This window comes from Chitinophaga polysaccharea, assembly GCF_902150045.1.
Taxonomy (GTDB): Bacteria; Bacteroidota; Bacteroidia; order Chitinophagales; family Chitinophagaceae; genus Chitinophaga; species Chitinophaga polysaccharea_A.
On record NZ_CABFVU010000001.1, the window covers coordinates 654,580 to 679,021 of the forward strand.

15 protein-coding genes are annotated in these 24,442 nt (G+C 47.9%); 7 read left to right on the top strand and 8 right to left on the bottom strand.

Going from position 1 to position 24,442, the window contains the following annotated elements:
* Nucleotides 1-66 precede the first annotated feature (66 nt).
* On the top strand, nt 67-2,055 hold the full coding sequence (locus FN124_RS02690) for a gamma-glutamyltransferase family protein (protein ID WP_142683246.1): 1,989 nt from the start codon (nt 67-69) through the stop codon (nt 2,053-2,055).
* A gap of 44 nt (nt 2,056-2,099) precedes the next feature.
* Here FN124_RS02690 and FN124_RS02695 read toward each other — a convergent pair whose 3' ends face one another.
* From FN124_RS02695 to FN124_RS02715, 5 genes are all read right to left on the bottom strand, one after another.
* Nucleotides 2,100-2,798: a DUF4488 domain-containing protein gene (locus FN124_RS02695; RefSeq protein ID WP_142683247.1), complete on the bottom strand. Its 699-nt coding sequence runs from the start codon at nt 2,796-2,798 to the stop codon at nt 2,100-2,102.
* A gap of 369 nt (nt 2,799-3,167) precedes the next feature.
* Nucleotides 3,168-3,950 (bottom strand): hypothetical protein, encoded by a 783-nt coding sequence (locus FN124_RS02700; RefSeq protein ID WP_142683248.1) that lies wholly within the window; start codon nt 3,948-3,950, stop codon nt 3,168-3,170.
* A gap of 183 nt (nt 3,951-4,133) precedes the next feature.
* Nucleotides 4,134-4,499 carry a winged helix-turn-helix transcriptional regulator gene (locus FN124_RS02705; RefSeq protein ID WP_142683249.1) on the bottom strand — a complete coding sequence of 122 codons (366 nt, stop codon included), beginning with the start codon at nt 4,497-4,499 and terminating at the stop codon, nt 4,134-4,136.
* A 20-nt stretch (nt 4,500-4,519) separates the two neighbouring features.
* Entirely contained in the window at nt 4,520-5,032 is a 513-nt protein-coding gene (locus FN124_RS02710) for a hypothetical protein (protein WP_142683250.1), read from the bottom strand.
* A 20-nt stretch (nt 5,033-5,052) separates the two neighbouring features.
* A complete protein-coding gene (locus FN124_RS02715) occupies nt 5,053-5,544 on the bottom strand; it encodes a DUF4240 domain-containing protein (protein WP_142683251.1) in 492 nt (163 codons plus the stop codon).
* Between the two features lie 237 nt (nt 5,545-5,781).
* On the opposite strand from FN124_RS02715, the gene FN124_RS02720 reads away from it, so the two are divergent.
* The 5 genes from FN124_RS02720 to FN124_RS02740 all read left to right on the top strand — a co-directional run bounded on the left by FN124_RS02720 (nt 5,782) and on the right by FN124_RS02740 (nt 13,976).
* Nucleotides 5,782-6,381, top strand: coding sequence for an RNA polymerase sigma factor (locus FN124_RS02720; RefSeq protein WP_185937065.1), 600 nt, complete (start codon nt 5,782-5,784; stop codon nt 6,379-6,381).
* Nucleotides 6,382-6,470: 89 nt separating this feature from the next.
* Nucleotides 6,471-7,655 (top strand): FecR family protein, encoded by a 1,185-nt coding sequence (locus FN124_RS02725; RefSeq protein ID WP_142683253.1) that lies wholly within the window; start codon nt 6,471-6,473, stop codon nt 7,653-7,655.
* 247 nt (nt 7,656-7,902) lie between these two features.
* On the top strand, nt 7,903-11,193 hold the full coding sequence (locus FN124_RS02730) for a SusC/RagA family TonB-linked outer membrane protein (RefSeq protein WP_142683254.1): 3,291 nt from the start codon (nt 7,903-7,905) through the stop codon (nt 11,191-11,193).
* Nucleotides 11,194-11,217: 24 nt separating this feature from the next.
* Nucleotides 11,218-12,861 carry a RagB/SusD family nutrient uptake outer membrane protein gene (locus FN124_RS02735; protein ID WP_142683255.1) on the top strand — a complete coding sequence of 548 codons (1,644 nt, stop codon included), beginning with the start codon at nt 11,218-11,220 and terminating at the stop codon, nt 12,859-12,861.
* A gap of 161 nt (nt 12,862-13,022) precedes the next feature.
* Nucleotides 13,023-13,976: an endo-beta-N-acetylglucosaminidase H gene (locus FN124_RS02740; protein ID WP_142683256.1), complete on the top strand. Its 954-nt coding sequence runs from the start codon at nt 13,023-13,025 to the stop codon at nt 13,974-13,976.
* Nucleotides 13,977-14,037: 61 nt separating this feature from the next.
* Here FN124_RS02740 and FN124_RS02745 read toward each other — a convergent pair whose 3' ends face one another.
* From FN124_RS02745 to FN124_RS02755, 3 genes are all read right to left on the bottom strand, one after another.
* Nucleotides 14,038-18,573 (bottom strand): DUF6443 domain-containing protein, encoded by a 4,536-nt coding sequence (locus FN124_RS02745; RefSeq protein ID WP_142683257.1) that lies wholly within the window; start codon nt 18,571-18,573, stop codon nt 14,038-14,040.
* 63 nt (nt 18,574-18,636) lie between these two features.
* Complete coding sequence (locus tag FN124_RS02750) at nt 18,637-22,677, bottom strand: DUF5977 domain-containing protein (RefSeq protein ID WP_142683258.1); 4,041 nt, start codon at nt 22,675-22,677, stop codon at nt 18,637-18,639.
* 29 nt (nt 22,678-22,706) lie between these two features.
* A complete protein-coding gene (locus FN124_RS02755) occupies nt 22,707-24,179 on the bottom strand; it encodes a hypothetical protein (protein WP_142683259.1) in 1,473 nt (490 codons plus the stop codon).
* A gap of 50 nt (nt 24,180-24,229) precedes the next feature.
* Between FN124_RS02755 and FN124_RS30815 the strand changes: the two genes are divergently transcribed.
* Complete coding sequence (locus FN124_RS30815) at nt 24,230-24,403, top strand: hypothetical protein (RefSeq protein WP_185937066.1); 174 nt, start codon at nt 24,230-24,232, stop codon at nt 24,401-24,403.
* The last annotated feature ends 39 nt before the right edge of the window (nt 24,404-24,442 follow it).

The window sequence follows — 24,442 nt, forward strand, 5'->3', positions numbered from 1 at the left end:
TAACGGGGCTGTTACCCTTCATGTAAATCCGGATTTTTTTAATCCGTAAATCTATAAATTAGCCCGATGAAACGCTTCCTCCTCCTTTCCTTCGTGTTGGGTTGTTATACCGGCATGCAGGCACAGCAAACACAGAAACCACCTTTGCATGGTAAAAACTGGATGGCCGTAACCGGCAAACCGCTGGCTGCCACCGCCGGCGCTATGATCTTCCAGCAACACGGCAATGCCGTAGACGCCGCCTGCGCCATGCTGGCCGCTACCTGTACCATGTGGGATGTGCTGAGCTGGGGCGGGGAAACGCAGGCGCTGATCTATAACCCTAAAACAGGGAAAGTAATTGCCATCAATGCGCTGGGTGTTGCCCCTACCGGCGCCACACCGGCATTTTATAAAGGAAAGGGATACGACTTCCCACCGGAATACGGCCCGTTGGCAGCCGTAACGCCGGGAACCGCCGGGGGACTATGCTACATGCTGGCAGAATACGGTACCATGAGCTTAAAACAGGTGCTGGCGCCTGCCATGGAAATGGCGGCCGGTTACCCCATAGAAGCTCAAACTGCGAATAGTATTGAACGCGGGAAAAAATATATTAACCAGTGGCCATACAGTAAAGCTGTTTTCCTCACACATCCCGGGGAAAAAAGAGAAGCCCCGGAAGCCGGGGAAATTTTTGTGCAGAAAGACCTGCTGGCTACCCTCACAAAAATGGTAGAAGCTGAACAGGAAGCGCTGCGTAAGCACAAAAGCAGGAAAGAAGCCATCATGGCAGCATACGACCGGTTCTACAAAGGAGATATTGCCAAAGAATTTGTACGCGGCTGCCAGGAACAGGGGGGCCTGATCACCATGGAAGACCTGGCCCGCTGGAAACCGGTGGAAGAAGAGCCCCTGCATATTAATTACAAGGGCATAGAAGTGTATAAGCTGCAGGAATGGACGCAAGGCCCGATGCTGCTGCAAAGCCTTAATATCCTGGAAAATTTCAACCTGAAATCAATGGGATATAATTCCACTGAATATATCCATACGTTATATCAAACCATGAACCTTACTTTCGCAGACCGTGATTTTTATTATGGCGATCCTGCGTTCAATACCAATCCTGCTATTAAAGGATTGCTGAGCAAGGAATATGCAAAGGTAAGGGCAAAACAGATCAATCTTACGCAGAATGACGCAGCGGCAGGCCCGGGCGATCCATATCCGTTCATGGGTAAAACCAATCCTTACCTGCACCTGTTACAGGAGCGGAAATTGTTGCAGGATACCAGCAGCGGCCGCAAACCCGGCGGCTTTGTTCCCAAACATGATGCTACGATGCTGATGCCGCAAGGTGATGCAAACCAGGTTTATGCAACTAATAAGATGCTATCACATATCGCCAACGCAATACTGTCTGACAACCTGTACGCAGCCAATACACCAGACAGCGCCTATATGGACCGGCTGTGGCGCGGCACCACCAGCGTGGAAGCAGCGGATAAAGACGGATGGGTAGTATCTGTCACTCCCAGCGGCGGCTGGCTCCCCGCCTGCATTGCAGGCAAAACCGGTATCGGTATGAGCCAGCGCGCGCAAAGTTTTGTGCTGGATTCCGCTATATGTCCTTTTAATGTGATTGCTCCCGGCAAACGCCCCAGGGTAACGCTAACGCCTTCCATGGCTTTGAAAGACGGCAAGCCTTTCCTGGCTTTTGGCGTGCAGGGCGGCGATACGCAGGACCAGAACCTGTTACAGTTTTTCCTGAATGTGGTAGAATTTGGAATGACGGTGCAACAGGCTTCCGAAGCGGCGAATATTAATACCAACCAGTTGTGGTTATCTTTAGGCGGTACCACTATCCAGGACCGTGAGCCTCGTCCCGGAAGCATCCTGCTCAATAACAACACCTCCGAGCAAACACGGAAGGCCCTGGAACAAATGGGTTATCATCTTACCTTCGGAGAGCGTACCAGCGGCCCCATAAACGCCATTTACATAGATCGTGCGCATGGCAGTTTATGGGGTGGCAGCAGTAATCATGGTGAGGATTATGGAATAGGGTGGTAGGAGAATTACCACGCTTCTATGAAAAAAATAAAGGGTAAAACAATTTATTCCCTGGTCCATATTTCATGAATGGGATCTCCTTTTGAGCTTTTGCCACTATGATCCCAGTTGTTGCCATTTACACTGCCTTTAAAAGACAATGATGCACCTACACGGGAGCTGTCGCGGGAAAAAAACTCAATTTTTTCTGTATAGGTACCGTTTTCAAAAGTATAGGTTCCGCCGCCGGAGCCAAAAAACTCTCCTGTTTCCTGGTTAATGGCCACCCATTGAAAACGGGTACCGGTAAGGATCTTCATGGTGCGCCTGGCGCCATTGGGGATAGGCGTCATTTTTCCATCTCTTTCCCGGGAAGTGATTTGCCAGCTGCCGGCCAGCGGACCAACGCCATCATCAATACGGGTCCATTCCTGTTTTCCTCCGCCTGGACTGCTGGTGATTAGCTGCCCGTTTTCCATGCCCACCGGCACCGTGGTGGTTTGTCCTACCTGCGATGCATTGGCTGTATTAAAATGAATGGTTACATCCACCTGTGTATCGCCAGCCTGTTTCCATGAACCGCCATATGAGCTGATGAAGCGCTGACTATCGTAATCCGTAACTGTAAACCAGGTGGGAGTGATGAGCAGCACACTGGTTACCTGTCCCGAGGTGGATTTCCAGGCGCCGATGGGTGAGTCTTCTGCCCTGAGAATACCCAGGCAGCAGCAACATAACGTAAATAACAGGAGTAGTTTTTTCATAACGTAACATTTGTTTTCTTAAGATAAAGAAACAAACGCAGTAATTAAGCGGGTTCACCCAGTTTGGTATGTGGGAAATACATGGCTGATGCTTAGCCTATACTGCGGATATGCTGTGGGAATACCTGGAAAATACTATGCACGCGCAGTAAAGGTGGACTTGATGCAGAAGTCATATTTAGTAGGAACAGGAACGGGCGCCACGACTTTTTATGTACAGATATCCTCGTTTATGATCCCGATGCCCTGGTTTTTATTATATAAAGCGTACTTATTGCCTACAAAAATGATGCAATTTATATTGGATGGCACAGGGGGCTGCCGGGAGGGCTTCCCGGTATGATTGTTTGTGCGGCGAAAGAGCGGTATTCACTCCAGTTGCCGGTGGTGTGATGAGGCGAATGCTGCCCTTATTTCACGATCCATTGAGCGCAACGACAAACATGTATGCGGAGTATTGTAAGGAAGCTTGTGAAAGCTGGGAATACTATTGGTTTTTTTCTTTAATGGCCGGGATGGCATTATGCCAATTATATCTGCTGCCATGAAGCGGCGGTTTCCTGTTGCCTCCTGCCCGTTAAATGTTCTTATTTGCAGCACCAGTATCAGCGTCCCGTTTCCCGGCACCGCAGCTTCCAGTGTGGCACCATTGAAAGGCCTGCTGAGATCAATAATGATGGTAGCTGAAGTACTGCGGACAATGCGTTGTTCTTTAATATTTATTCTTGCGGATATAAATTTAATTTCCAGGTGTGTGGCTGTTCCTGTTGCAGGTAAAAGCTGCGCTGGTATTATAAGTGAGCCTTTTGAGCTGACAAAGGGTTGCTCACAAAAGAATTGCTCTGTTGCAGCGTGCCTGTTAAACCGGAATCCTTTGAGCCCTTGCAGGCAGTTGCTTCCTGTGTGTACCAGCGCTTTGTTCAGCCGGTTTACCAGGGAGCTGTCTTTTATATTAAGATGAGGCGTAACGCCCCGGCGGATCAGTTTCCCTTTGCTGCTGGCAATGCCAAAGTTGCGGGCAGCTTGCCTGGTAGCCATAGTTTGGTGCACTGTTTCCGGCATGGTGCGCATGAAATAGTTCCCATTTCTCCGGTAACCGATTACGTTACCCAGCTTACCGGTGAAAGTGAGTAATCCTATTTGTTTTGCCATTGCGTTTGTTTTTCACTAAAATACCGAGAATGCCGGGAGTGGCTGCGGGGCTGGTTTAGCGACTGACGAAAGGGAGAGTATTGCGTGTTAAATATTGTCTGGTTGGGAATGGATTGCGATTAATATTTTTCCAAAGGGAGTATATCAGCCCATGGAAGTTATCTAGAAATGGCGTTCTTTTTTTTATTTGTAAAGATGCTGGTCCTGGATATAATCGATGCCATATTTTTTGAGATAAGCAATTCCCCATTCACTGGCGAATTCATAGAGGGGGCTGAGTGATTTACCTTCTACTGTTAAGAAGTACTCCACCCGGTATGGTTTGGCGGAGAGGGTATTTTTCCCGATCAATTTATCATGTTCCAGTTCTTTCAGTTGCTGGCTGAGCATTTTTTCTGAGACACCAGGCAGGTTGTCCCTGATTTCAGCATAACTTCTTTTTATAAAATAGTGCAGCTGAAACAGGATTAACAGTTTCCATTTACCCCCAATAAATCCGAGTGTTACATCTACCGGGCAGGTATATATTTTATCGTTGAGTTTGATCATAGGTGATACGTGTAATCCTGTTATGCCTCTTCCAATACCTGTTTCAGGATATTCAGATAGCCGATATGCTGTTCTGCGTATGAGCAGCTTTCTGTTAGCTGCGCCCAGGCTATCTGCCGTTCCAGGGCGGTATTGATCACTGGTTTGTTGGCAGCTTCAATGATGCCTTCATCTGCCAGTTGTCCGAATCCGGCGGCAATCAATAAAACGTCCAATGTAAAAATAAACCGGTAATCATCAAATGCCGGGTCTTCTCTCATTTGTATGATCAGGTCTCTGTCGAGCAATGTTTCATTATAATCTTCAAATGCCATTTCCCCTATTGATTCAATGGTCTTTTTCAGATATTCAATGGTTGGTGTGACAGGGTGTTGCCGGCGCCATTCCCGGAACAGGATCAGTCCTGTGTCTCCTTCATCTGATCCGAAAGGCGCCAGGTGATCAGTTGGGTTCCAGAAGAAGTCTTCCGCTATCAGGGTAACAGCACGTGCGTGTGCACGATCTATATTTATATTACAGGTTTTTCCATTCATAATAAGACAGGTTATTAAAACTAGGTTTTACTCCATCCAATGGTATTGGAGCAGGTTTCTATGCTATGTTTTGTATACCTTTCAAATTCCTCTCCAAATAATTCCTGGTACACAACGTACCCGATAAATCCTACAATTTCAGCCTCCGCATCGCAGGTAGCTTTTGACGGGTTTTCGCTGATCATTTCGTAGTAATCCTTTCCCATTCCTACTATAAAACACCGGCAATAAAGGAAGCCATCGTCTGATCCGTCTGTGTAAGCATGAATATCTTCCCGGTCGATCTGAAATAATTTTTCTTCCATGATATGATTAAATCCTGTCAGCTCCTTCTTATCTAGTTGTAAAAGGATATCCCGGATATTATTGGTGATAGCGCCGTACAGTTCACCGGTCAGGTCTTCGATCAATATGGCATCATTGGTTTTCAATGCCGCATTGCGCATTTCCAGTAAGGCTGGTGATGCTGCCCACGCTTCTTCAATAATCTGCCAGAATTTAAGGTCATTCATAAGGTAGAATTAATGGTCATTAAGAATCAGGTGTAAGATATATCCCGGCAACGCAGTGTAAATGCGTAGTGAAATCAACGGTTGGTGAACCTGCCTGCCCTGAAAATACGTAATAATTTTCTTTCTTCTCCATCCCTTTATCAAAACTCCCCTCCTGCATAAAATATTTTATTATTAATTCCTGGTCCCCTAAATTTACTTTGTTATTGTTTTCGTGAGGGTACTAAACTTCCAGCTTTGCCAGACATTTCCTTGACTGATGAACGCGATTTGCTGCAAAAGGTTGCCTTGGGTGACGGGGACGCATATACTATCCTGTTCAGGCATTACAGCGGACAGGTATATGATGTGGCCATGCTTTACCTGAGAGACAGTGGCCTCGCCAGAGAGATTGTGCAGGAAGTATTTATGAAGGTGTGGCTGAAAAAAGCCGATATGCATCAGGTAAAGCAATTTAAGGATTACCTGTTTATCCTCACCCGGAATCATATTTACGATGGTTTCAAAAAACAGGTAGTGCGGCTGAAAGCCCATGATTTCCATCTCAAAAACCAGCCGGAGGCCCAAAATGATACCGACCACCTGCTGTTGCAGCGGGAATACGACGCTATACTGGATAAAGCGGTATCCGGCCTTCCCCCGGAACGGAAAAAAGTGTACCTGGCCCGCAAACAGGGCTGGAGCAATGAAGAAATCTCCCGGCAGCTGAATATTTCGGTGCATACCGTTAAAAAGCAGATGAGCCTTGCCATGCACGCTGTACGGGCTTTTGTAAAGGCGCGTCTGCAAAATGATATTGTTTCCTTCTTACTGTTTTTACTCCTTCTCCTGAAATAATTACTCTCCGAAAAAAAATTTTCGCCCCGGATACTCCTTTTTTGCCGGTTGCTCGTCTTTACCCCAAATCACCTTCCAAAACGCTGATAATGTCCATGACGGAAGTACAGTTATTACTTGATAAATATAAGAATGGCCGGATCAGCCAGGAAGAACTGCTGCGCTTACAAGAGATGATTGCCGGCAACGATTATGAGCCGGAAATCAAAGCAGATATCCTGTCGGCCCTGTACAACAGCCGGCCCCCGCAAAGCGGCTGGACCGAGGAAGATGGTGAAGCCGTTTTACAGCAGATCCTGCAAACGCCCTCCCCTGCAACAGGCGGTAAAACCCGCCGGGTAGTGTGGTATGCTGCGGCAGCTACGCTACTGGGAGCTACCTTGCTTACCGGCGCCCTTTATATGAACCGGCAGCAACAACCGGTAATAGCTGCGGCCCGCAAATCCAATCCCCTGGCGCCCGGCACCAATACGGCCGTACTGGTACTGGCAGATGGCAGCACTATTCCGCTGGACAGCGCCAACACAGGCGCACTGGCCCGGCAGGGCAACAGCAGCATCACCAATTCGGCACAGGGCCTGACCTATAAGGCAGATGGCACCGCCCGGGATATTGTATATAACACGGTAGTAACGCCCCGTGGCGGGCAGTACCAGCTTACACTGGCAGATGGCACCCTGGTATGGCTGAATGCGGCCAGCAGCATCCGGTTCCCTACTGCATTTACCGGGAAGGAACGATTGGTGGAGATTTCCGGGGAAGGTTATTTCCAGGTAGCGGCCAATGCACAGCGGCCTTTTAAAGTGAAAGTAAAAGATAATCCCGGCATGGAAGTAAATGTGCTGGGCACCAGTTTCAATATCATGGCTTATTCCGATGAGCAGGCCATTACCACTACCCTGGAAACCGGCGCTGTTCAACTGGTGCATGGCAGCAGCAAAAGCATGCTGCAACCCGGTTTTGGCGGTAGACTGAGCGCCGGCAGCGATGCGTTCACCATCGAAAAAGCAGACCTGGAACAGGCCCTGGCCTGGAAAGATGGCAAATTCAGGTTCCGTAATACCAGCATACAAACCATCATGCGCCAGATGGCTAGGTGGTACAATATAGAAGTAGCCTATGAAGGCGATCTGTCGGATATACGTTTAACAGGGATTATTTCCCGGAGAGAAAATGCAGCTTCTTTATTAAAGATTCTATCGGCAACAAAACTAGTTCACTTTGATATTAACGACAACCGGGTAGTGGTAACACCATACGACCCACAGCAGTAAGCTATTTGTCCACTTATGAATTGATCATTTTAAATTTTATTTAGGTTATGAAGACGTAACTAATTCCACTGCCGGTTGCAAAAAAACCGGAAGCACTGCAATGCTCCCGGCTATAGAAGGCAATCCAACTCCCTGAATCGATTAGAAAATTGAATTATTAAGCCAACAACACAAAAGTATGGAACTACTTGGTACCTGCAAAGTCCCCGGGAAAGGAGGACGTATGCAAAGAAAATTACTGTTGATTATGCGATTAACTGCAATACTCACGCTGGTATTCACCCTTAATCTGAGCGCCAAAACATTCTCTCAGTCTGTTACCATCAAAGGGAAACGTCTTCCCCTGTACGATGTTTTCAACAGCATCAGCCGCCAGACAGGTTATGAATTCGTTTACGATGAAAAATTACTGGAGAAAGCTCCCCCGGTTAACCTGAACATGAACCAGGCTTCCCTCGCAGAGGTATTGAATGCCTGCCTGAACAACAAACTGTTTAATTATAATATTGTAGACAAAACGATTGTCATCAGCCCGAAAGTCAAAGCAGCGGCGCCTTCCGAAGCGGCCGTTGTTGCTATTGATATACAGGGAAAGGTGACCGACTCCAAAGGTCAGCCACTTGTAGGCGCATCTATCCAGGTAAAAGGCACCAATAAGGGAACTGTTACCAATGTGCAGGGCGCTTTTAACCTGGCTGCCAATCCCGGTGATGTGCTAATCATCAGCATCATTGGTTATGAAACCAAGCAGGTAACTGTGGGTAATGATCCCAACATCCAGGTAACGCTGGATATCCAGGACAGCCAGCTGGGCGCCGTAGTGGTAACCGCCCTCGGTATTAAAAGATCGGAGAAATCCATCACCTACTCCACCCAGCAACTGGATGGATTGGAGCTTACCAAAGCCAAAGACCCCAACCTGGTAAATACCCTGAACGGTAAAGTAGCGGGCTTAACTATTTCCTCCAGCGCTTCCGGCGTGGGCGGTTCTGCCAAGGTGATCCTGCGCGGAAACAAATCAGGATTGGGAAGCAACCAGGCATTGTATGTGATCGACGGGGTACCGATGAATAATACCATCACCAACCAGCCAATCGGTATCTATGGTGGCAGCACCTCCTACGATGGAGGCGACCCGATCTCCAACCTCAACCCGGAAGACATTGAAAGCATTTCTGTATTGAAAGGCGCATCTGCAGCTGCACTTTATGGTAGCCAGGGCGCCAATGGCGTCATCATTGTTACCACTAAAAGTGGTAAAGCGGGTCGCACGGTGATTAATGTATCCTCCGGTTTCACTATGAGCCGGGCCGCTTACAAGCCTAAGTTCCAGAATAACTATGGCCAGGATCTCAATAATACTACCAAAAGCTGGGGCAGTAAAATCAGTGGTGCGGCTGATAATGTGTCTGATTTTTTCCAGACAGGCAACAACTTCACCAATGCCGTTAGCCTGGCGGGTGGTTCTGATAAAGCGCAAACCTATTTTTCCTACGCCAATACTTCCGCAAGAGGCTTGGAAGTGGGCAATAAACTGGGCCGTCATAACCTGAGCTTTAAAGAAACAGGACGTTTTCTGAATGATAAGCTCACTGCTTCTGCAGATGTGAATTACATGACCCAGAAAATTGACAACACTCCTTTATCAGGTTTTTACTTCAACCCGCTTACCGGCTTATACCTGTTTCCCCGCGGCGTTGATATCAGCCCGTACAGGGACAATTATGAAGTGCCTGATCCGGCAAGAAATAACCTGATGGTGCAGAACTGGCCGTTTTCCGAAGATGTGCAGCAAAACCCCTGGTGGATCCTCAACCGGAACACCAACAGCCTTAACAGGAACAGGATCCTGGCCAATGCCAGCCTGAAATACGATATCAACAGCTGGCTGAATGTGCAGGGAAGAGGAAGCATTGACCGGATCAATGATGTATATGAACAAAAAATATACGCAGGTACGCAGGCTACGCTGGCATCTAAAAACGGAGGATACAACTATAACAACAATACCACTACCCAGCAATACGGCGACCTCATCGCCAACTTTAACATCCCGGCCAACAACCTTCACTTCACCGGTTTGGTGGGTGGTAGCATCCGCGATGTGAAAACAAAGGGTGATTACCTGGTGGCAGGACAGGAAGGTTTGTGGCTTCCGAATATATTCACTATACAAAACATGAAAACGCTGAATGCGCGCAACTCCGGTACTTTACAGGAGAAACACAGCCAGTGGCAGTCTGTTTTTGGGAGCGTGAATATTTCTTATAAAGACTGGGCGTACCTTGATCTTACAGCACGTAACGATTGGGCTTCGAACCTGGCGTTTACCAATCAGCTATCTTACTTCTATCCGTCTGCGGGTTTAAATGTGATCCTGAGCCAGCTGCTGAAGATGCCTAAAGCGATTACCTATGGTAAGATCCGTGGATCATACGCTATTGTGGGTAATTCGCCATTGGCTTACCAGAGTAATACACCAGACAATACACTGATCACCGGCGGTATCGTTTCAGTGAGAACCCAGCTGCCCTTTACCAACCTGAAACCTGAAAAGACCAAGTCGCTGGAATTAGGTACAGAATGGCGCTTTTTCGACAGCCGTTTAAGCGTGGATCTCACTTACTATAAAACGAATACTACTAACCAGACGATGGAAATTGCGGGGTCTTATGCTACTTTGGCTAATACCTACTTTATTAATGCCGGCAATATCCAGAACCAGGGCGTAGAAGCGATGATACGGTATGATGTATTACGCGACACCAAACTGAAATGGAATACTGCTATCAACTATGCAGTGAACGACAACAGGATCGTTTCCCTGTCGCCGTATGTAGACCGTTTCAGCCTGCCCGGCGGTGGCAGCGGCGCCAACTACGCTTCCGAGTTTAAAGTGGGTGGTTCCTTTGGCGATATTTACGGTGCGGTGTTGAACCGTGATGCGCAGGGTCGTGTGATTATTAATAAAGATGGGGCACCTTCCCTTGCCGGCGGCCAGATACAATACCTGGGCAACGCCAATACCAAATGGCAGTTGGGCTGGAACAACAGTTTCGTTTATAACAACTTTACTTTATCGTTCCTGATAGATGGCAAATTTGGCGGGCAGGTAATGTCTGTAACACAGTCGATGATGGATGGTTACGGCGTTTCAGCTGTTTCCGGAGCAGCGCGTGATGCAGGAGGTGTAAAAGTAAATGGCGTAGATGAAAACGGACAGCCTGTTACTACCGTAGATGCCGAGAAATGGTATAATGTAGTAGGCGGCAGAACCGGCGCTTCAAGTGAGTATATGTACAGTGCTACTACGGTAAGGTTAAGAGAAGCATCACTGGGTTATACCATTCCATTGAAGAGTAATGCAGTGAAAGCACTAAAGGTATCTGCCAACGGCCGTAACCTGTTCTACTTCTCTAAGAAAGCACCGTTTGATCCTGAACAGGCGATGTCTACCGCCAACGGACTTGGCGGTGTGGATGTATTTATGTTACCTGCCAGCCGCAGCTATGGCGTTACTGTAAATGCCACTTTTTAATCATTTACCGAAAAAATGAAAACAATGAAACTGTATAATAAAATGAAGCGTTACAGATCAGGTTTGCTGGTGGCTACCGCCGCCCTGGTAACCGGGATGAGTGCCTGTACAAAAAACTTTGAGCGTTATAATACGGATAATACCGGTGTTACTGATGGACAGCTTGGGCCGGACTTTAATTCACTGGGCCTGCTCAAAACTGCAGAGATGTCTATACTCAACTTTTCCGGCGGAGGCGACCCCAACTCCTACCAGGTACAACAGAACCTGAATGCAGATTGCTTTTCCGGTTACTTTATGACGCCTAACCCGTTCAGCAGTTCCAATAACACCAATTATGGCTTGGTGCCGGGCTGGAATGGGGAGGCTTACAAAGTAGGTTACCTGAATGTAATGTCGTCGGTAGTTAAGCTGAAGAACAGCGGATTAGATAAAAACTACCCTGCTGTATGGGCAGTGGCGCAGATAGTACAGATTACTGCCATGAGCCGTGTAACTGATATCTATGGACCCATTCCGTATAGCCGTGTTGGTGAGGGCTTATCTACCGTTCCTTACGATAGCCAGCAGGATATATACAAACAATTTTTTGCGCAGCTGGATAATGCTACTGCAAGCTTACGTGCACAGATCAGCAGCGGCGCTACGCTTCCATTTGATTTTTCCACCTTCGATGTAGTGTATAACGGCAACTTTAGCCAGTGGCTGCGCTTTGCCAATTCCCTGCGTTTGCGCCTGGCTATGCACATTTCAAAAGTAGATCCTGCCACCGCTAAAACGGAAGGCGAAAAGGCGCTGAATCCTGCCAACGGCGGTGTTATAACTGATAATGCAGATGCTATGACCGTAAAGATTACCGGCGACTTTACCAACCCGCTCGTTTTCATCGCGAAAAACTGGGCAGATATTCGTATCGGCGCTTCCATTCAATGTTACCTGTCGGGCTACAAAGATCCAAGGATTTCAAGGTATATGGATAAAGCCACTGATCCGGCTACAGGCTTGAAAGGAACATATAAAGGCATCCGCATTGGCAGCCTGGTAGATAAATCCAAGTACCAGACCTATTCTTCCCTGAATACGGATGATGGCACCTCACCGGCATTTACCCTGAAAACGCCTATGCAGGTAATGACCGCTGCGGAAGTATATTTCCTGCGTGCAGAAGCAGCTTTAAAAGGCTGGAGCAATGCGGGCGGAAGTGTGCAGCAACTGTATGAACAGGGTATTACTACTTCCATGGCGCAATGGCAGGTAAGCGCATCGGGTTACATTGCAGATGATAAAAGTACCCCGGATGCCTATACTGACCCTAAGAACGCTGCCAATAACTCATCTGGTAAACCATCTACTATTACAATTAAATGGGAAGAAGGGGTTGCAGACGACCGGAAGCTGGAACGCATCATTACTCAGAAATGGATCGCTATGTTTCCTGAAGGACAGGAAGCATGGACAGAATTCCGCCGTACCGGTTATCCCAAACTATTCCCGGTAGTGAATAACAATAGCGGTAATACCATCTCAACAAGTGTTCAGATCCGCAGACTGCCGTTCCCTCAAAACGAGTATAGCACTAATCCGGCTACAGTTGCGGCGGGTGTGCAGCTGCTGAGCACACCCGCAGATAACGGTGGTACCCGTCTCTGGTGGGATACCGGAAAATAAAAACATTTTATTACATGGCTGCCGGTCATTTGCCGGCAGCCATTTCTACCGGTATTCAAAGTTAACCTGAGCATACGTTTGTTATAAGAGCCACCAGACCGGAAAACCCGTAACCAAAATTTGAACCCGGATTTCCTAATCATTTAAACATTCATTCCAGTATGAAAAAACAATTTCATTCCCTACGGCTATTGGCCGCAGGAACGACGTGCGCCGCCCTCTTCTTCACCGCATGTAAAAAAGAGAGCACTAACAGTATTTCTGAAAGCACCGGTAAAACCACCAGCGGCGCGCATGTAGAAACCGTTACCAAAGCCGGCGGAATTTCCGTTTGCTATGTGGAAGTAAACAACAACAGTTTACTGAACACCGGCAAATACACGTTAACCACCGGCGGGCAGCAGCTGTTTGATATTGCCATTATTTTCGCGGCCAATATCAACTACAATACCACTACCCATAAAGCGGTACTGTACAACAACCCCAATGTATCCAACGTGCTGGTCAACCGGGCCACGCAAATTGTGCCCCTGCAAAATAAGGGGATGAAAGTATTGCTGTCTATCCTCGGTAACCACCAGGGTGCGGGCTTCTGCAACTTTACCAGCAGAACTGCCGCACGCGCATTTGCACAACAGCTCAGCGATACCGTTAGCTACTACGGCCTGGATGGAATTGACTTTGATGATGAGTACGCCGAATATGGCAACAATGGCACCACGCAGCCGAACGACAGCTCCTTCGTGATGCTGGTGGATGAACTGCGCAAACTGATGCCCAGCAAAATCATTTCGTTCTATTACTATGGCCCGGCTGCTTCCCGGTTATCGTGGGGTGGTAAAAAAGTAGGCGACTTTGCCAACTATAGCTGGAATGCCATTTACGGTAGTTACTCCGTACCTAATGTGGCCGGCCTTACAAAAGCACAGTTAGGGCCCGCAGCAGTAGACATACAGGCCACCAGCCAGAGCACTGCCAACTCACTGGCCACACAAACGAAGAACAACGGCTATGGCGTTTACCTGTGGTACAACCTTACCAACACGGATAAACATGTTTATTTCTCCGGTGTTTCAAGTATCCTTTACAACAGTAATGTTACTTATACGCCCTGATCAAAGAAGAAGGGAGCCGTTTTTTAAACAGCTCCCTTCTTTTCACTGATACACCTGGTGATCATTTCTTCCACATGGAATAGTACAGCCCTACATAGGTTCCTCGATGGTCCCATATATTGTCCAGTACCATCTGCCCGATAATAGACCGGGTACCTGCCTTAAATTCTTTCATAAACTCTTTATACGCTGTTTTCAATGTTTGTCTCAGGTAAGAGCCGTGATATTTGAAAGCATCCGGCCCCAGCGTAATGGTTCTTGCTTTCACATTCTTGGTAACCGCTTCGCTCTGGTTCAATGAGAAACCTACATCCGGTTTTCCTATCTTCAGTTTATCTGCGGAGTATTCCGCTAGTTTATTACCGGCTGCAATTTTTGCCTGGTCGCCCACCGCCTGTTTGTAGTCTTTGATCATATGGTTCATTCTTCCTGCGTCGGTACCCCATCCATAGCCCGCTTTCCAGTTCTTGAAAGATTCCAGCGATGCTGATGCGGTTGAAGATATAGCTCCATTCAACGCACCGGTTTTAATACCTTTCCACACGCTCTTCCAGGTATCCGGCGAACCATCGAGGCTTCCATTAATGGCCCCCATTACGGCGCCTTTCGCCGTTCCTATGGCTACCTGCGCTGCAAAGGTGCCACCTCCCGGCACAAAGGTAAGAGCCGCTGTGGCAGCGCCTATGATGGCCCCACGCCACATACCGTCCCAGAAGTTCTTGCCCGCCATATCATAAGCCATTCCTTTCTGCAAACCGGAAGATATTGCGGCAAATGCAATCACTGCGATCACGGTAAGCGGATCATCACCGTCGGGATCTACAAACATGGCAGGATTATTTCCCATGGCCATATACGGGCTACCATATTGTTCCACTGCATCAGGACTATGCCATACGCCAAGTTGCGGATCATAGAACCTTGCACCGAAATCATACATTTCCAGCCCTGAGTTATCGCTAAACTCGCCGTTCTGTATTTCTTTACCCTGGTAAGCATAGCGGTTGGGCAGCTTGTTCCATGCCCGGTCGCTGATGCCGGCCATTGTTAACCCATCAGGATAATAATGTGTCTCTTCCAGCAGCGGGCCTCTTGTATTTACTACCTGGAGGTTGTCGAAGTATACATCCAGGTTGCTTTCATTACTGCAATAAATATACAGGTAGCCACTCTTCGCCATTGGCTGGCTGAGTGAAGAATGTTTCTTCACTACATCCGGCAGGTTGCTTACCAGGTCTGTTCCGTTGGAAACGGGCCTGAACTGGTTATCAAACAGGATCCAGTTAACCGCTGCCTTGGGTGCTACTGTTGGATTAGGTTGATTGGGGGTGCTTCCCAGCATGGTATTCAGCGGTACCGTAGTAGCGCTTACGCTGTTAAGGTTAGTGGAAACGCCATGCAAACTGGAAGTAACTACTGCGGTTCCTGCAAACGCATTTACGAAGGATGCCAGCGCGGAAGTAATGGGATAGGAAGCGGGTGCTACGCCGGTACTATGCCAAACGCTGTTGCACAGGATAGAGATCTTATCGCCCGCCATTACTTTTATGGTGATGCCTAAACCTGTTTTGTCGCCTGTTTGCCCGTTGAGCAGGTATAGCTTATCACTGTTGGCAGTAACATTACTGTAAGGGTTTACGCTATTAGACGGATTGCCATTATTATTCTGGTTCTGGTAAGTACCGCCGGAGGCGCTGGCCAGCCAGGGCAGCGTGGTAGCTGATTTTATATTTGCCGGCTTAATATCGTAGAACTGGCTTTCAAAAGCCTGTGCAGTGCCGCCGTTGTAGGTAGCATTTTCCAATGTGGCTGCCGGGTAAATATCTGTTTGCTGTTCGTCGGATAACACCATACGGGTATTTCCCTGCTGGTCTCTCAGGAAGTAATCAAACACATATCCTGTAATGGTAGCAGGCGCCGATGGGTTATTATAGACAGGTCTGATGCGGCCTTCTTCCTGTGCTATGAACAGCAGTTTATCGGTATACTGCAAGGGAGCCAGCGATGTGTTGCTGTATGCTACGGAGCCATATGTAAACCCATTGATGTACTTCGTTGTGGTGGTAACGTTGGTAGTATAGCTTACATTGTTGTATTTAATGCTGGCGTTATTTTCCGTAGTGGTTTTCTGCACCTTATCTCCCAGCGCATTATACTGGTACTGTATGGTTCCTTTGGTACCGAGGCTGAATGTTTGCGGCAGGTCCAGCGTATTATAGCTGATGTTGCTGGTAATGCCCCGGTTATAATCCGTTATTGCATTACCATTGGCATCGTAGGTATAATCGATCTGTGCGGCAGTTTTCCCTGTAGGGTAATGGAAATCGCCCAGCGTTGTTTGCGCGTTATTGGCGTTGTCCATTACGTTCTGCAGCTTGTTGCTCACATTCGTATTCTGGTATGTGTAGGTGAGATTATCGATCGTGGTGGAACCTCCCAGCTGAAACCCGTTCCTGCTGAGCGCTGTGATATTGCCGTTAACATCGTATGCCGTGTTGTTAACGGAGAAATCGATATAACTTTTATCCCAGGTGCCGGCGCTGGAATTTTGCAGGAAAGGCGCTGTCAGCAGCCTGTCGCCGTTATCATAGGTGAACTCCAGTTTCCTGTTGATACCATCGCCCTTACTTTTCCAGGTTACGCCGCCATAATTGCCGTTATATCTTGGGGTGGCATAAGAACTGCCTGCCGCTACTGACGTTGCTTTATCGTATCCTACTTCGAAGCCAAAATAATTCTGGCTGGTATTGGACAGGTAAGTTCTGTTGGCGCCCAGCAGCCATCCGCGGATATTATAATCGTAGGTCATGCTTTCCAGCCCGGCATTGGCGTTGTATGCCGGCGCCAGCTGCTTCTTTTTGAGCATGCCCAGTTCGTTATAGGTATTGGCTGCTATAGTGGAATTTACCGTAATGCCGCCTGTGGTGATCTTCTTTGTAATGGTGAGCAGCCTGCCGTTTGCATCATAGGTATTTTTGGAGAAGAGCAGGTGCGTTTGCGGATTGGTGCCTGCTTTGTTTTGTGTGGCAAGATCGCCTACCACTTTTCCTTCCCAGTTGTATTGCCTGGTGGCAATGTCGGTTCCCCCGGTTACATTAATGCGTTGCACCTGGATATTATTGCCACGGGCATCATAAAAATTTACCGTGTATTCATATTGCGTACCGGTGCCGCCTATGATCTTTACCTTGCTACCGGTTTGCCGGCCGGCCGTCATGATGCTTTGCGTCATGGGTTGGGCATAGTCGGGAGCAGTGTTATAACTGGTGGTAAAATTAGCATTACCGGTTCCGTTGGCAGTGCTGTTGATAGTGGCGGTAAGCGTAGATGAATTGGTAGCATTCATCCAGGAATAATCATCGTAAAATGTTTGCCGCAGCATCTCATTTGTATACGATGCTACTGCCGGGTAAGCGGTGCTGGTTTTGGCATTTGTGAGATGAACATCGAGATTGTTATAGTTGGTGGGATCGGTGATCAGCCCTGTTTCCAAAGGCCTGTCCAGCGCATCATACTTAAAGTATTCCCATTTCTGCGCGGAGCGCAGGTTACCATCCTGCTGCATCACCAGTCTGTCCAGCTGATCATACACCATGCGTACTTCTGCAGCGCCGGGGATCTTCTTTACAATCAGGTGGCCTGCATTATCATACTCAAAACGATAGCATAGTTCATCTGCCAGCGCCTGGCTAACCGCCCAGGTTCCATCTACCTGTTTAACAACAGCTGGTGGAATGATGTAGCGAAGCATACCATAATCGTCATACACATAATAGGTAGCCAGCCACCCGGTATGCGCACTGCCGTTCCCGTTATCAGCGGCAGCGGTAAGCTGTGTTTTCTTCAGAACAGTCTGACCGTATATATCGGTGAACTCTATCACCTGGTGGCCCTGTTCATCCGTGTTGATGGTTTTATATAAACTGCCTGCGGCATAGCTTCCATCGTTAGTAGGCAGACTTCCGCGGGCAGCGGCTACGTTCCATTTCTGCACTGCATCCGTAGCAGTGTTGGTGGCACTGCGGGAAGCCACTGAATGCGTGGCCGTACCTACCCAGTTAGCGCCGGGCGCAAGTATTGAAAGTGTTCTGTTAAGCGGAGAGGCTTCAAATGTTTGCTGGCTGTAGGCCCAGTTTAAACTGTTTGGGCCAACATTGGTTTCACCGGTTTGCCCGGCAAGATAGGTATTGTAAAATGCTACCTGTTGCTGTATGGGATTCAGCTTCAGATCGCCATTGTTGGTAGTGGAAGCAAACGGCAGGTATTCCAGCTGTTCCCTTCCATAGTTATCATATACATGGGGGATCACCAGGTCATATCCTGCAGGGCTGCCCTGTTTTACTACGGTTTGCAGCGGTCTTCCCAAACCGTCTGTATACTCGGTTACCTGTTCTACTTCCGCGCTGGTTTTTGTGCTGACGGATGCAGCACTAGCCACCGGCACTTTTGCCTTCCAGGTGCGCACGCTGTTCACTGGTAACTGGCTGGTGTAGGGCGCCGGCGGCGTTTGTTGTCCCCTCGCCTGCAGGGGAAAGATCATACAGAACAGTGCGATGGCTGTAATGAGATTTTTATATGGCATGAAACGTTTATTCATAATGTTTTTTTTGTTTGGAACGGATCTGTCTTCCTTGTTCAGGTGAATGAAGCAGCCCTGTTATCACGGGGCTCCCCAATAACTATATCCCAGCACCCTGTATGGAGAAGTACCGCTGCTGGAAGAAATACTGATCGTATAGGTTCCGGCCGGCATATTGCTCAATACAATACTGGATGGCGATGAACAGGTATAGGTAGTTCTGCTGGCGCATAAAGAACCGTTCCTGCTAGCTGCACCTGTAAGCGAATAGGAAATGGTGAAGTAGTAAGTAGGTTCTCCATTTACACTCAGGGTGATATCTCCTGCCAGTGTGGAAGTGAAGGTAGCTGATGTGGTACCGTTGTACGACAGCGAGCCATACTTTATAACCTGTGAAGAAGTACAGGTACCATTGGTATTGGCATAATTCTGTCCGTTGGTATTCACGTCATTTACCGCCTTCTGGTCTGCATCTGCCTGGCTGATGATAGATGTATATCTTCCTGCGGGAACGTTGTACGTAACCGTGCTGCCATTAAAGCCAGGCGAGCAGTTGTTCCGGGTGAAGTCGCCGCTTTTTGCCACACTATAATAAATGAGTGAGCAGGTACCATTGGCATTGGCGTATGCCTGCCCGTACAGATCGGCCTCATTCACCGCCTGTTGATTGGCATCCGCCTGGCTGATGGTGGAGCTGTATTTTCCGGCTGGCACCGTATATACTACATTTCCTGGCTGATATCCTGCCGCGCAGTTATTTCTCGTTATGGTTCTTGTATACACCGCGCTGGTGTAAACCGGGTTATCAGGGCAACCGGCAGGAAGACCGTAATAATTGTAACAGGTTTTAGTGATGATATTTTTATCATCATCTCTCACAATACCTAACCTGCCAAGACCGTCGTACTCATAGGTGGTGGTTTTTCCGGCAGGATCTGTTTCGCCGGTTTTACCCACCTGTGGGTCGTAGCTGAAAGTGGTGAGCAAGGCATCCGAAGGAAATACCCGGATATCATCTATCACTCCTGAAAGCGCTACAGGCGCGGTATACACCTGTTGTTTCATCACCCATTTCCCATTTTCCCACGACCAGTACTGCAGGTAATATTTCCTTGTATCCGGCAATGTAAAATTCACGGTGTAAGCTCCATACTGCGCGCTGGTATAATAGGAACGACCGCTGTGCGCGCTGCCTGTAACGGCGCCACCCAGTGTATAGTTCTCAAAACCCTGGTAGAAAAATCCACGTGTAGCCGTAGACGTTGGTTTCAGGAAATTATAGGAATAACCCATCGCTTTATAATTCGATGTACCACTGCCGGAAGTAATGGACAATGTATAGGTACCCGCCGGCATATTAGGCAGCGTTACCGTTTCCGGGTAAGAGCAGGTAGTGGAAGTTCTGCTTACGCACAAGCTGCCGGAGGCGTTGGAAGGCCCTGTTAAAGTATAGTTGATCCCGTAGGTTTCTCCTGGTGATGGAATAGCAGAGAATACCATGTTACCGGCTGCATCGTGGGTAAATGTTACCGACGAAGGGCCAGGGGTAATGGTAAGCGTACCCGACTGCGTTACTATGGTTGAAGAAACCGTAAAAGCATCTTCCGCATTATCAATCACTGCTACCGGTAAATTGTCACCATAGCCATACTGGTAAGTGGTGGCTTTTCCTCCCAGCATTTTTTCACTGGAAAGATTGGAAGTGGCCGGATCGTATTTAAACAGCTTTTGTTTCACTGCAGCACCACCCATGTAGAGATCAGATTTTGTCAGGTACAAATTCTGACTGTTGCCCCATGCGGAAGTAGTGTAAGTGTTATGAATTTCGCGGGTAATACCATTCCTGCTTTCCGTTTCATGGATAACGGGATTGACCACATTCGCATTTGCGAGCGAAGTAACAACGGCCTGTTCACCCGTGGCGAGCCGCGGTATATCTGTATCCTGCGCACGATACAATGTTTTCACATACGACTTTCCTTTCGAATCGGTAGTTGTAATTGTTTTTACCTGGCGGAGATTCGCAGGAGAAAATCCGAAAGTAGTAGTGGTTTGTATATAAGTGCCGGGGCGCAGCTGATCATATTCCCTGTGCACTACCTGTGTAAGCTGGTAATTTTCATACGGTGTAAAATACACAGTATTGAAAGAGCTGTAACCGGAAGAGCCGCCTACGGCATAAGATACGGTATTCCACTTGTACGCCCATGCTTTTTGTGTAGCGGGATTTGTTAACATCGAATAGGCAGTGAGCGGCGTGAGGTCTTCTGTGATCTTTTGGTTGGCAGCATTGTAAACGGTAACACTCAGTGGCAATCCTCTTTTAAAAGCATAACTGGTAGAAGAGGTAACATCCGGAACTGCGCCCTGCTGGCCTGGTGTAAGATAGTTGAGGATATCGGGGAAGTCGCTGAAGTTAGAGAAGGTGCTTACTGTATAGCCGCCATTTTTCTCGGTTACTTTTACAGATGAATACCCAACAAAGTTGCCGTTCAGGTCGTACACTTCAGAAGGACATTCTGAAAGTCTCTGATTGATCACGATATTTCCGTTTTGGTTGGCCCAAGCATAACCGATGATAGTGTAAGAAGGACTGAAGACCTGCCCGGTAGAGAGGTTATTGGCATCTACATAACTATAATCTTTATACAGGTTTTCCCCATTAGGCATCGTTTGCGCCAATCTTTTAACACGAAGGCCGCCAACGGCAGTATTGGTACCACTTTTATTATAGTCGTTCAGCTCGTACGTTACGTTCCAGCTGCCACCGTTCAGTTCCTTTACACCCGTTAACACACCTATTTGTGCGGCCGTAAGATCGGGGTTCCGATTGTTATCGGGAAATGGTGTAAATACTTTAGGCACATAAAAATTCTGGTATCCCCAGAGATCTACTTCCGCATATGCTTTGCGGTTGGACATGGTATGGGAAGTATTATAGGTAAACGTGCGCAGCGTGATGGGTGTTGCCGTGACGCTGTTGTTCCCCTTTACCCTGATGCTATCCAGCCGGAGCCGCAGCATGTTAGGATCGGTAGATGGTGTGCCGAAATAGCTGTGATTAAAGGAATAGGTATTAAGCGTCATTGGCGGCAGTAACGATGACTGTACAATGCTTACCAACCGCGCTGCCCCGGGCTCATCCTGCCGGTCGAACGCATAGTTGAATTCCACTTTACCTGCGCCGGTCACTATCCTCGATACATACTTTGGCGGCACCAGCGTAGTAACAATAGGGTGCGTGGTATCCCAGTTGGTATTACCGTATATATCCCAGGTAACAACACCTACATAATGGTTAAGCACATCATTACCGGGAGCGGCGGTATACTCAAATGTAGCTACATCCTTTCCATTGAGCGTAACAATTTTATCCAGGTACCAGGTAGTGGGGAAGGTATTGGAATTGCCGTAAATAGTGGCGCTGGTATATTCTTTTGAAGCGCTGGCAGAACCAAAATAATAGTGTGTACCATTTTCATCGATAGCTTCAAAAGAGCTGCTGGAATAACCGGAGGTGCTGTAAAAATTTTTGGCGATAATCTTAACGCCGTTGTTATTAGACACCGCTATGTTCCCGTTTTCATCAAATGTAAACTGGAAACTGAAGTAGGGTGTTTTGATGAAATAGATATCAGGTTCTCCATCGCTGGTGGGTGGCGTAGATGTGAACGAACCGGGCAAGGCGGCGCCATTACGCTTCCAGTTGGCTACCTGCTGACCGGCATGACCCGTACCCAGGTACCCATTCGATTGTTCATCCGGGAAAGCGCGTACCACGCGGGTTACACTGCCCCCGGCATTTACCAGCCATCCAAGACCTGCCTGGCTGGCATAGTCCTGTACCTTGATCCCTTTTCCTCCAATATAAGTGAGGGAAACCGGGATCGTTAATTCCTTTGACGTCAGCTGGCAAAGAGGGATATTGGCAGACATCGTGCCGGTGTGCAGATCTACCCCTACATCGGAGGTAGCCGATATCGCCACTGTATTTCCCAGGAAGCGGTTGTTAGGTGATGGCAGTACCAGCCCGCCGTTTATCTGTGCCAATGCGGGCACAAAGGATAAGCACAGGCACGACAGGATCCATAGTTTTCTGAGCAACTTTAATGAATAGGGCATTGCTATTAAATGTTTATGAGAGTAGGGTTTTACAATTTATGTGCAAGACGGATTTTCAAAGGCTGCGCTCTTGGCACCTGGCGGCTGGCCAGCACATCGAACAGTACCTGGATACTGTTTGTTTGCTTACCAATTTTTGTTTTCTTCATTACACCGATCAACGCACTCTGCTGCCAGAACCGCAGTTGGTTGATCTGGTCTATTTTTGAAAACTCATGCATATAGTTTTCTTCAGCACCAGCGCTCAGCCAGAAAGTATTCTTCAGTTTCATATCGAAGAATGTTCTCAACCCCAGGCCCTGATTACTCAGCTTCAGATCATTGATACCTTTACCCAGCCCCAGCTGGTAGGCCGCGCCAATACCTGCAACCGTATTATCTGAAAACTTATAGCCTGCCGACAAACCCAGTGCAGAGATCACCGGCAATACATTGGTGGCTGGCTGATTCTGCAGGTTCCAGCTGTATTCCAGGCGTTGCCACAGCGTTTTCTTTTTCAGGTTATTGGGAGTATAGCCATCAGGAAGATCTACATTACCTGCATCCGGTCCATTGGCCATTACTTTAGACTGAAGGTTATCAATCTGCTGGCGGGCCGCTCTCAGCTGCTGCGACAGTGCTCCTGCGGCGCCTGCGCCCCCACCGGTGATCTGTGTTTGTATGCGCGACTGGATCTGGTCGCGCGTTACCAGGTCAGCGCTGCCGCGAAGCACGCTTTCAGCTGCTGATGAGCCACCAAATAATTCCGACAACATGGAATGCTTCTCCATAAAGCTTTTGAAAGCCGGTACTTTATCCATGACCTGCAGCGTTTTCTTCAGCATCTTATCCGGTTCATTCAGCGCATCTTTGTATTCGCGCAGTTGTGCGGAATAATAGTACAGGTCTTTGTTCAGTTTATCGTATGAATTTTTCAACCCCGGTGGCAGCGATTTGTATTGCGATAGATACTCTTTGATCAACGCTTTACGCTGTTGGATAAATTCCTTTACCTGGTCTGCCTCCTGGAGCTTGCCCTGTAATTCGTTTAGCCCTGCCAGTGATTCCTTTACCTTGGCAGCAGCGCCGCCGGAAGTGTACCTGTCTGCAAAAGACAAAATACCACGCAAGCTATCCACATAAGGTTGATAAGCCCCTGTAACCGCAGTAACAGCTGCTGTTGATTTTGATCTGATGCCGGCAATCTTTGCCTCATAGAGCTTGCCGAGCCCTTCGGGGTAAAGGTTTTTCGCGGCAATGCTGTCGAAGCTATGCAACTGCTTGTACATATCGAGGTCTGTTTTCTTAACAGCGCTCAATTGCTTCTCTGCCCGGCGCACCAGTTGTGCTTTATAGGCCGACCATTTCTTCAATGATTGCGTGGCCAGTTTTGAGGGAACAGGAGGAGAGTGTACAGCGGCTTGTGTGCTGTCTTTTGGGATGCCCGTATTTGTGTGCTGCGCCAACGTTGTATCACTGCATAATATCAGCATTACAGCAAGGCCGAAACACCTATCACGCATACATGCTACGTAGTAAAGAGGTTTCAAGATGAAGATATTTTAGGGTACATATGAATATTAATCTCACAGGTATTCATACGGCATTGATGGCCGAAAGAGCTTCAGCACTCTCGCTGGAAAGCGCGGCTGCAGCAGCGGCATCCAGTGTTGACAGATCATTAAAAAGTTATGGCAAACTACACATCAATGCAATAGCAATACTGATACGGTTACTGTTTGGTTGAAATAAATAAATAAAAAGGTTCTGAAACCGGGAGACACAA

Excerpts from the sequence above, each read along its gene's own strand:
- FN124_RS02690 (WP_142683246.1), top strand. The coding sequence starts at position 67 with ATGAAACGCTTCCTCCTCCTTTCCTTCGTGTTGGGTTGTTATACCGGC.
- FN124_RS02695 (WP_142683247.1), bottom strand. The coding sequence starts at position 2,798 with ATGAAAAAACTACTCCTGTTATTTACGTTATGTTGCTGCTGCCTGGGT.
- FN124_RS02700 (WP_142683248.1), bottom strand. The coding sequence starts at position 3,950 with ATGGCAAAACAAATAGGATTACTCACTTTCACCGGTAAGCTGGGTAAC.
- FN124_RS02705 (WP_142683249.1), bottom strand. The coding sequence starts at position 4,499 with ATGATCAAACTCAACGATAAAATATATACCTGCCCGGTAGATGTAACA.
- FN124_RS02710 (WP_142683250.1), bottom strand. The coding sequence starts at position 5,032 with ATGAATGGAAAAACCTGTAATATAAATATAGATCGTGCACACGCACGT.
- FN124_RS02715 (WP_142683251.1), bottom strand. The coding sequence starts at position 5,544 with ATGAATGACCTTAAATTCTGGCAGATTATTGAAGAAGCGTGGGCAGCA.
- FN124_RS02725 (WP_142683253.1), top strand. The coding sequence starts at position 6,471 with ATGTCCATGACGGAAGTACAGTTATTACTTGATAAATATAAGAATGGC.
- FN124_RS02730 (WP_142683254.1), top strand. The coding sequence starts at position 7,903 with ATGCGATTAACTGCAATACTCACGCTGGTATTCACCCTTAATCTGAGC.
- FN124_RS02735 (WP_142683255.1), top strand. The coding sequence starts at position 11,218 with ATGAAACTGTATAATAAAATGAAGCGTTACAGATCAGGTTTGCTGGTG.
- FN124_RS02740 (WP_142683256.1), top strand. The coding sequence starts at position 13,023 with ATGAAAAAACAATTTCATTCCCTACGGCTATTGGCCGCAGGAACGACG.
- FN124_RS02745 (WP_142683257.1), bottom strand. The coding sequence starts at position 18,573 with ATGAATAAACGTTTCATGCCATATAAAAATCTCATTACAGCCATCGCA.
- FN124_RS02750 (WP_142683258.1), bottom strand. The coding sequence starts at position 22,677 with ATGCCCTATTCATTAAAGTTGCTCAGAAAACTATGGATCCTGTCGTGC.
- FN124_RS02755 (WP_142683259.1), bottom strand. The coding sequence starts at position 24,179 with ATGCGTGATAGGTGTTTCGGCCTTGCTGTAATGCTGATATTATGCAGT.
- FN124_RS30815 (WP_185937066.1), top strand. The coding sequence starts at position 24,230 with ATGAATATTAATCTCACAGGTATTCATACGGCATTGATGGCCGAAAGA.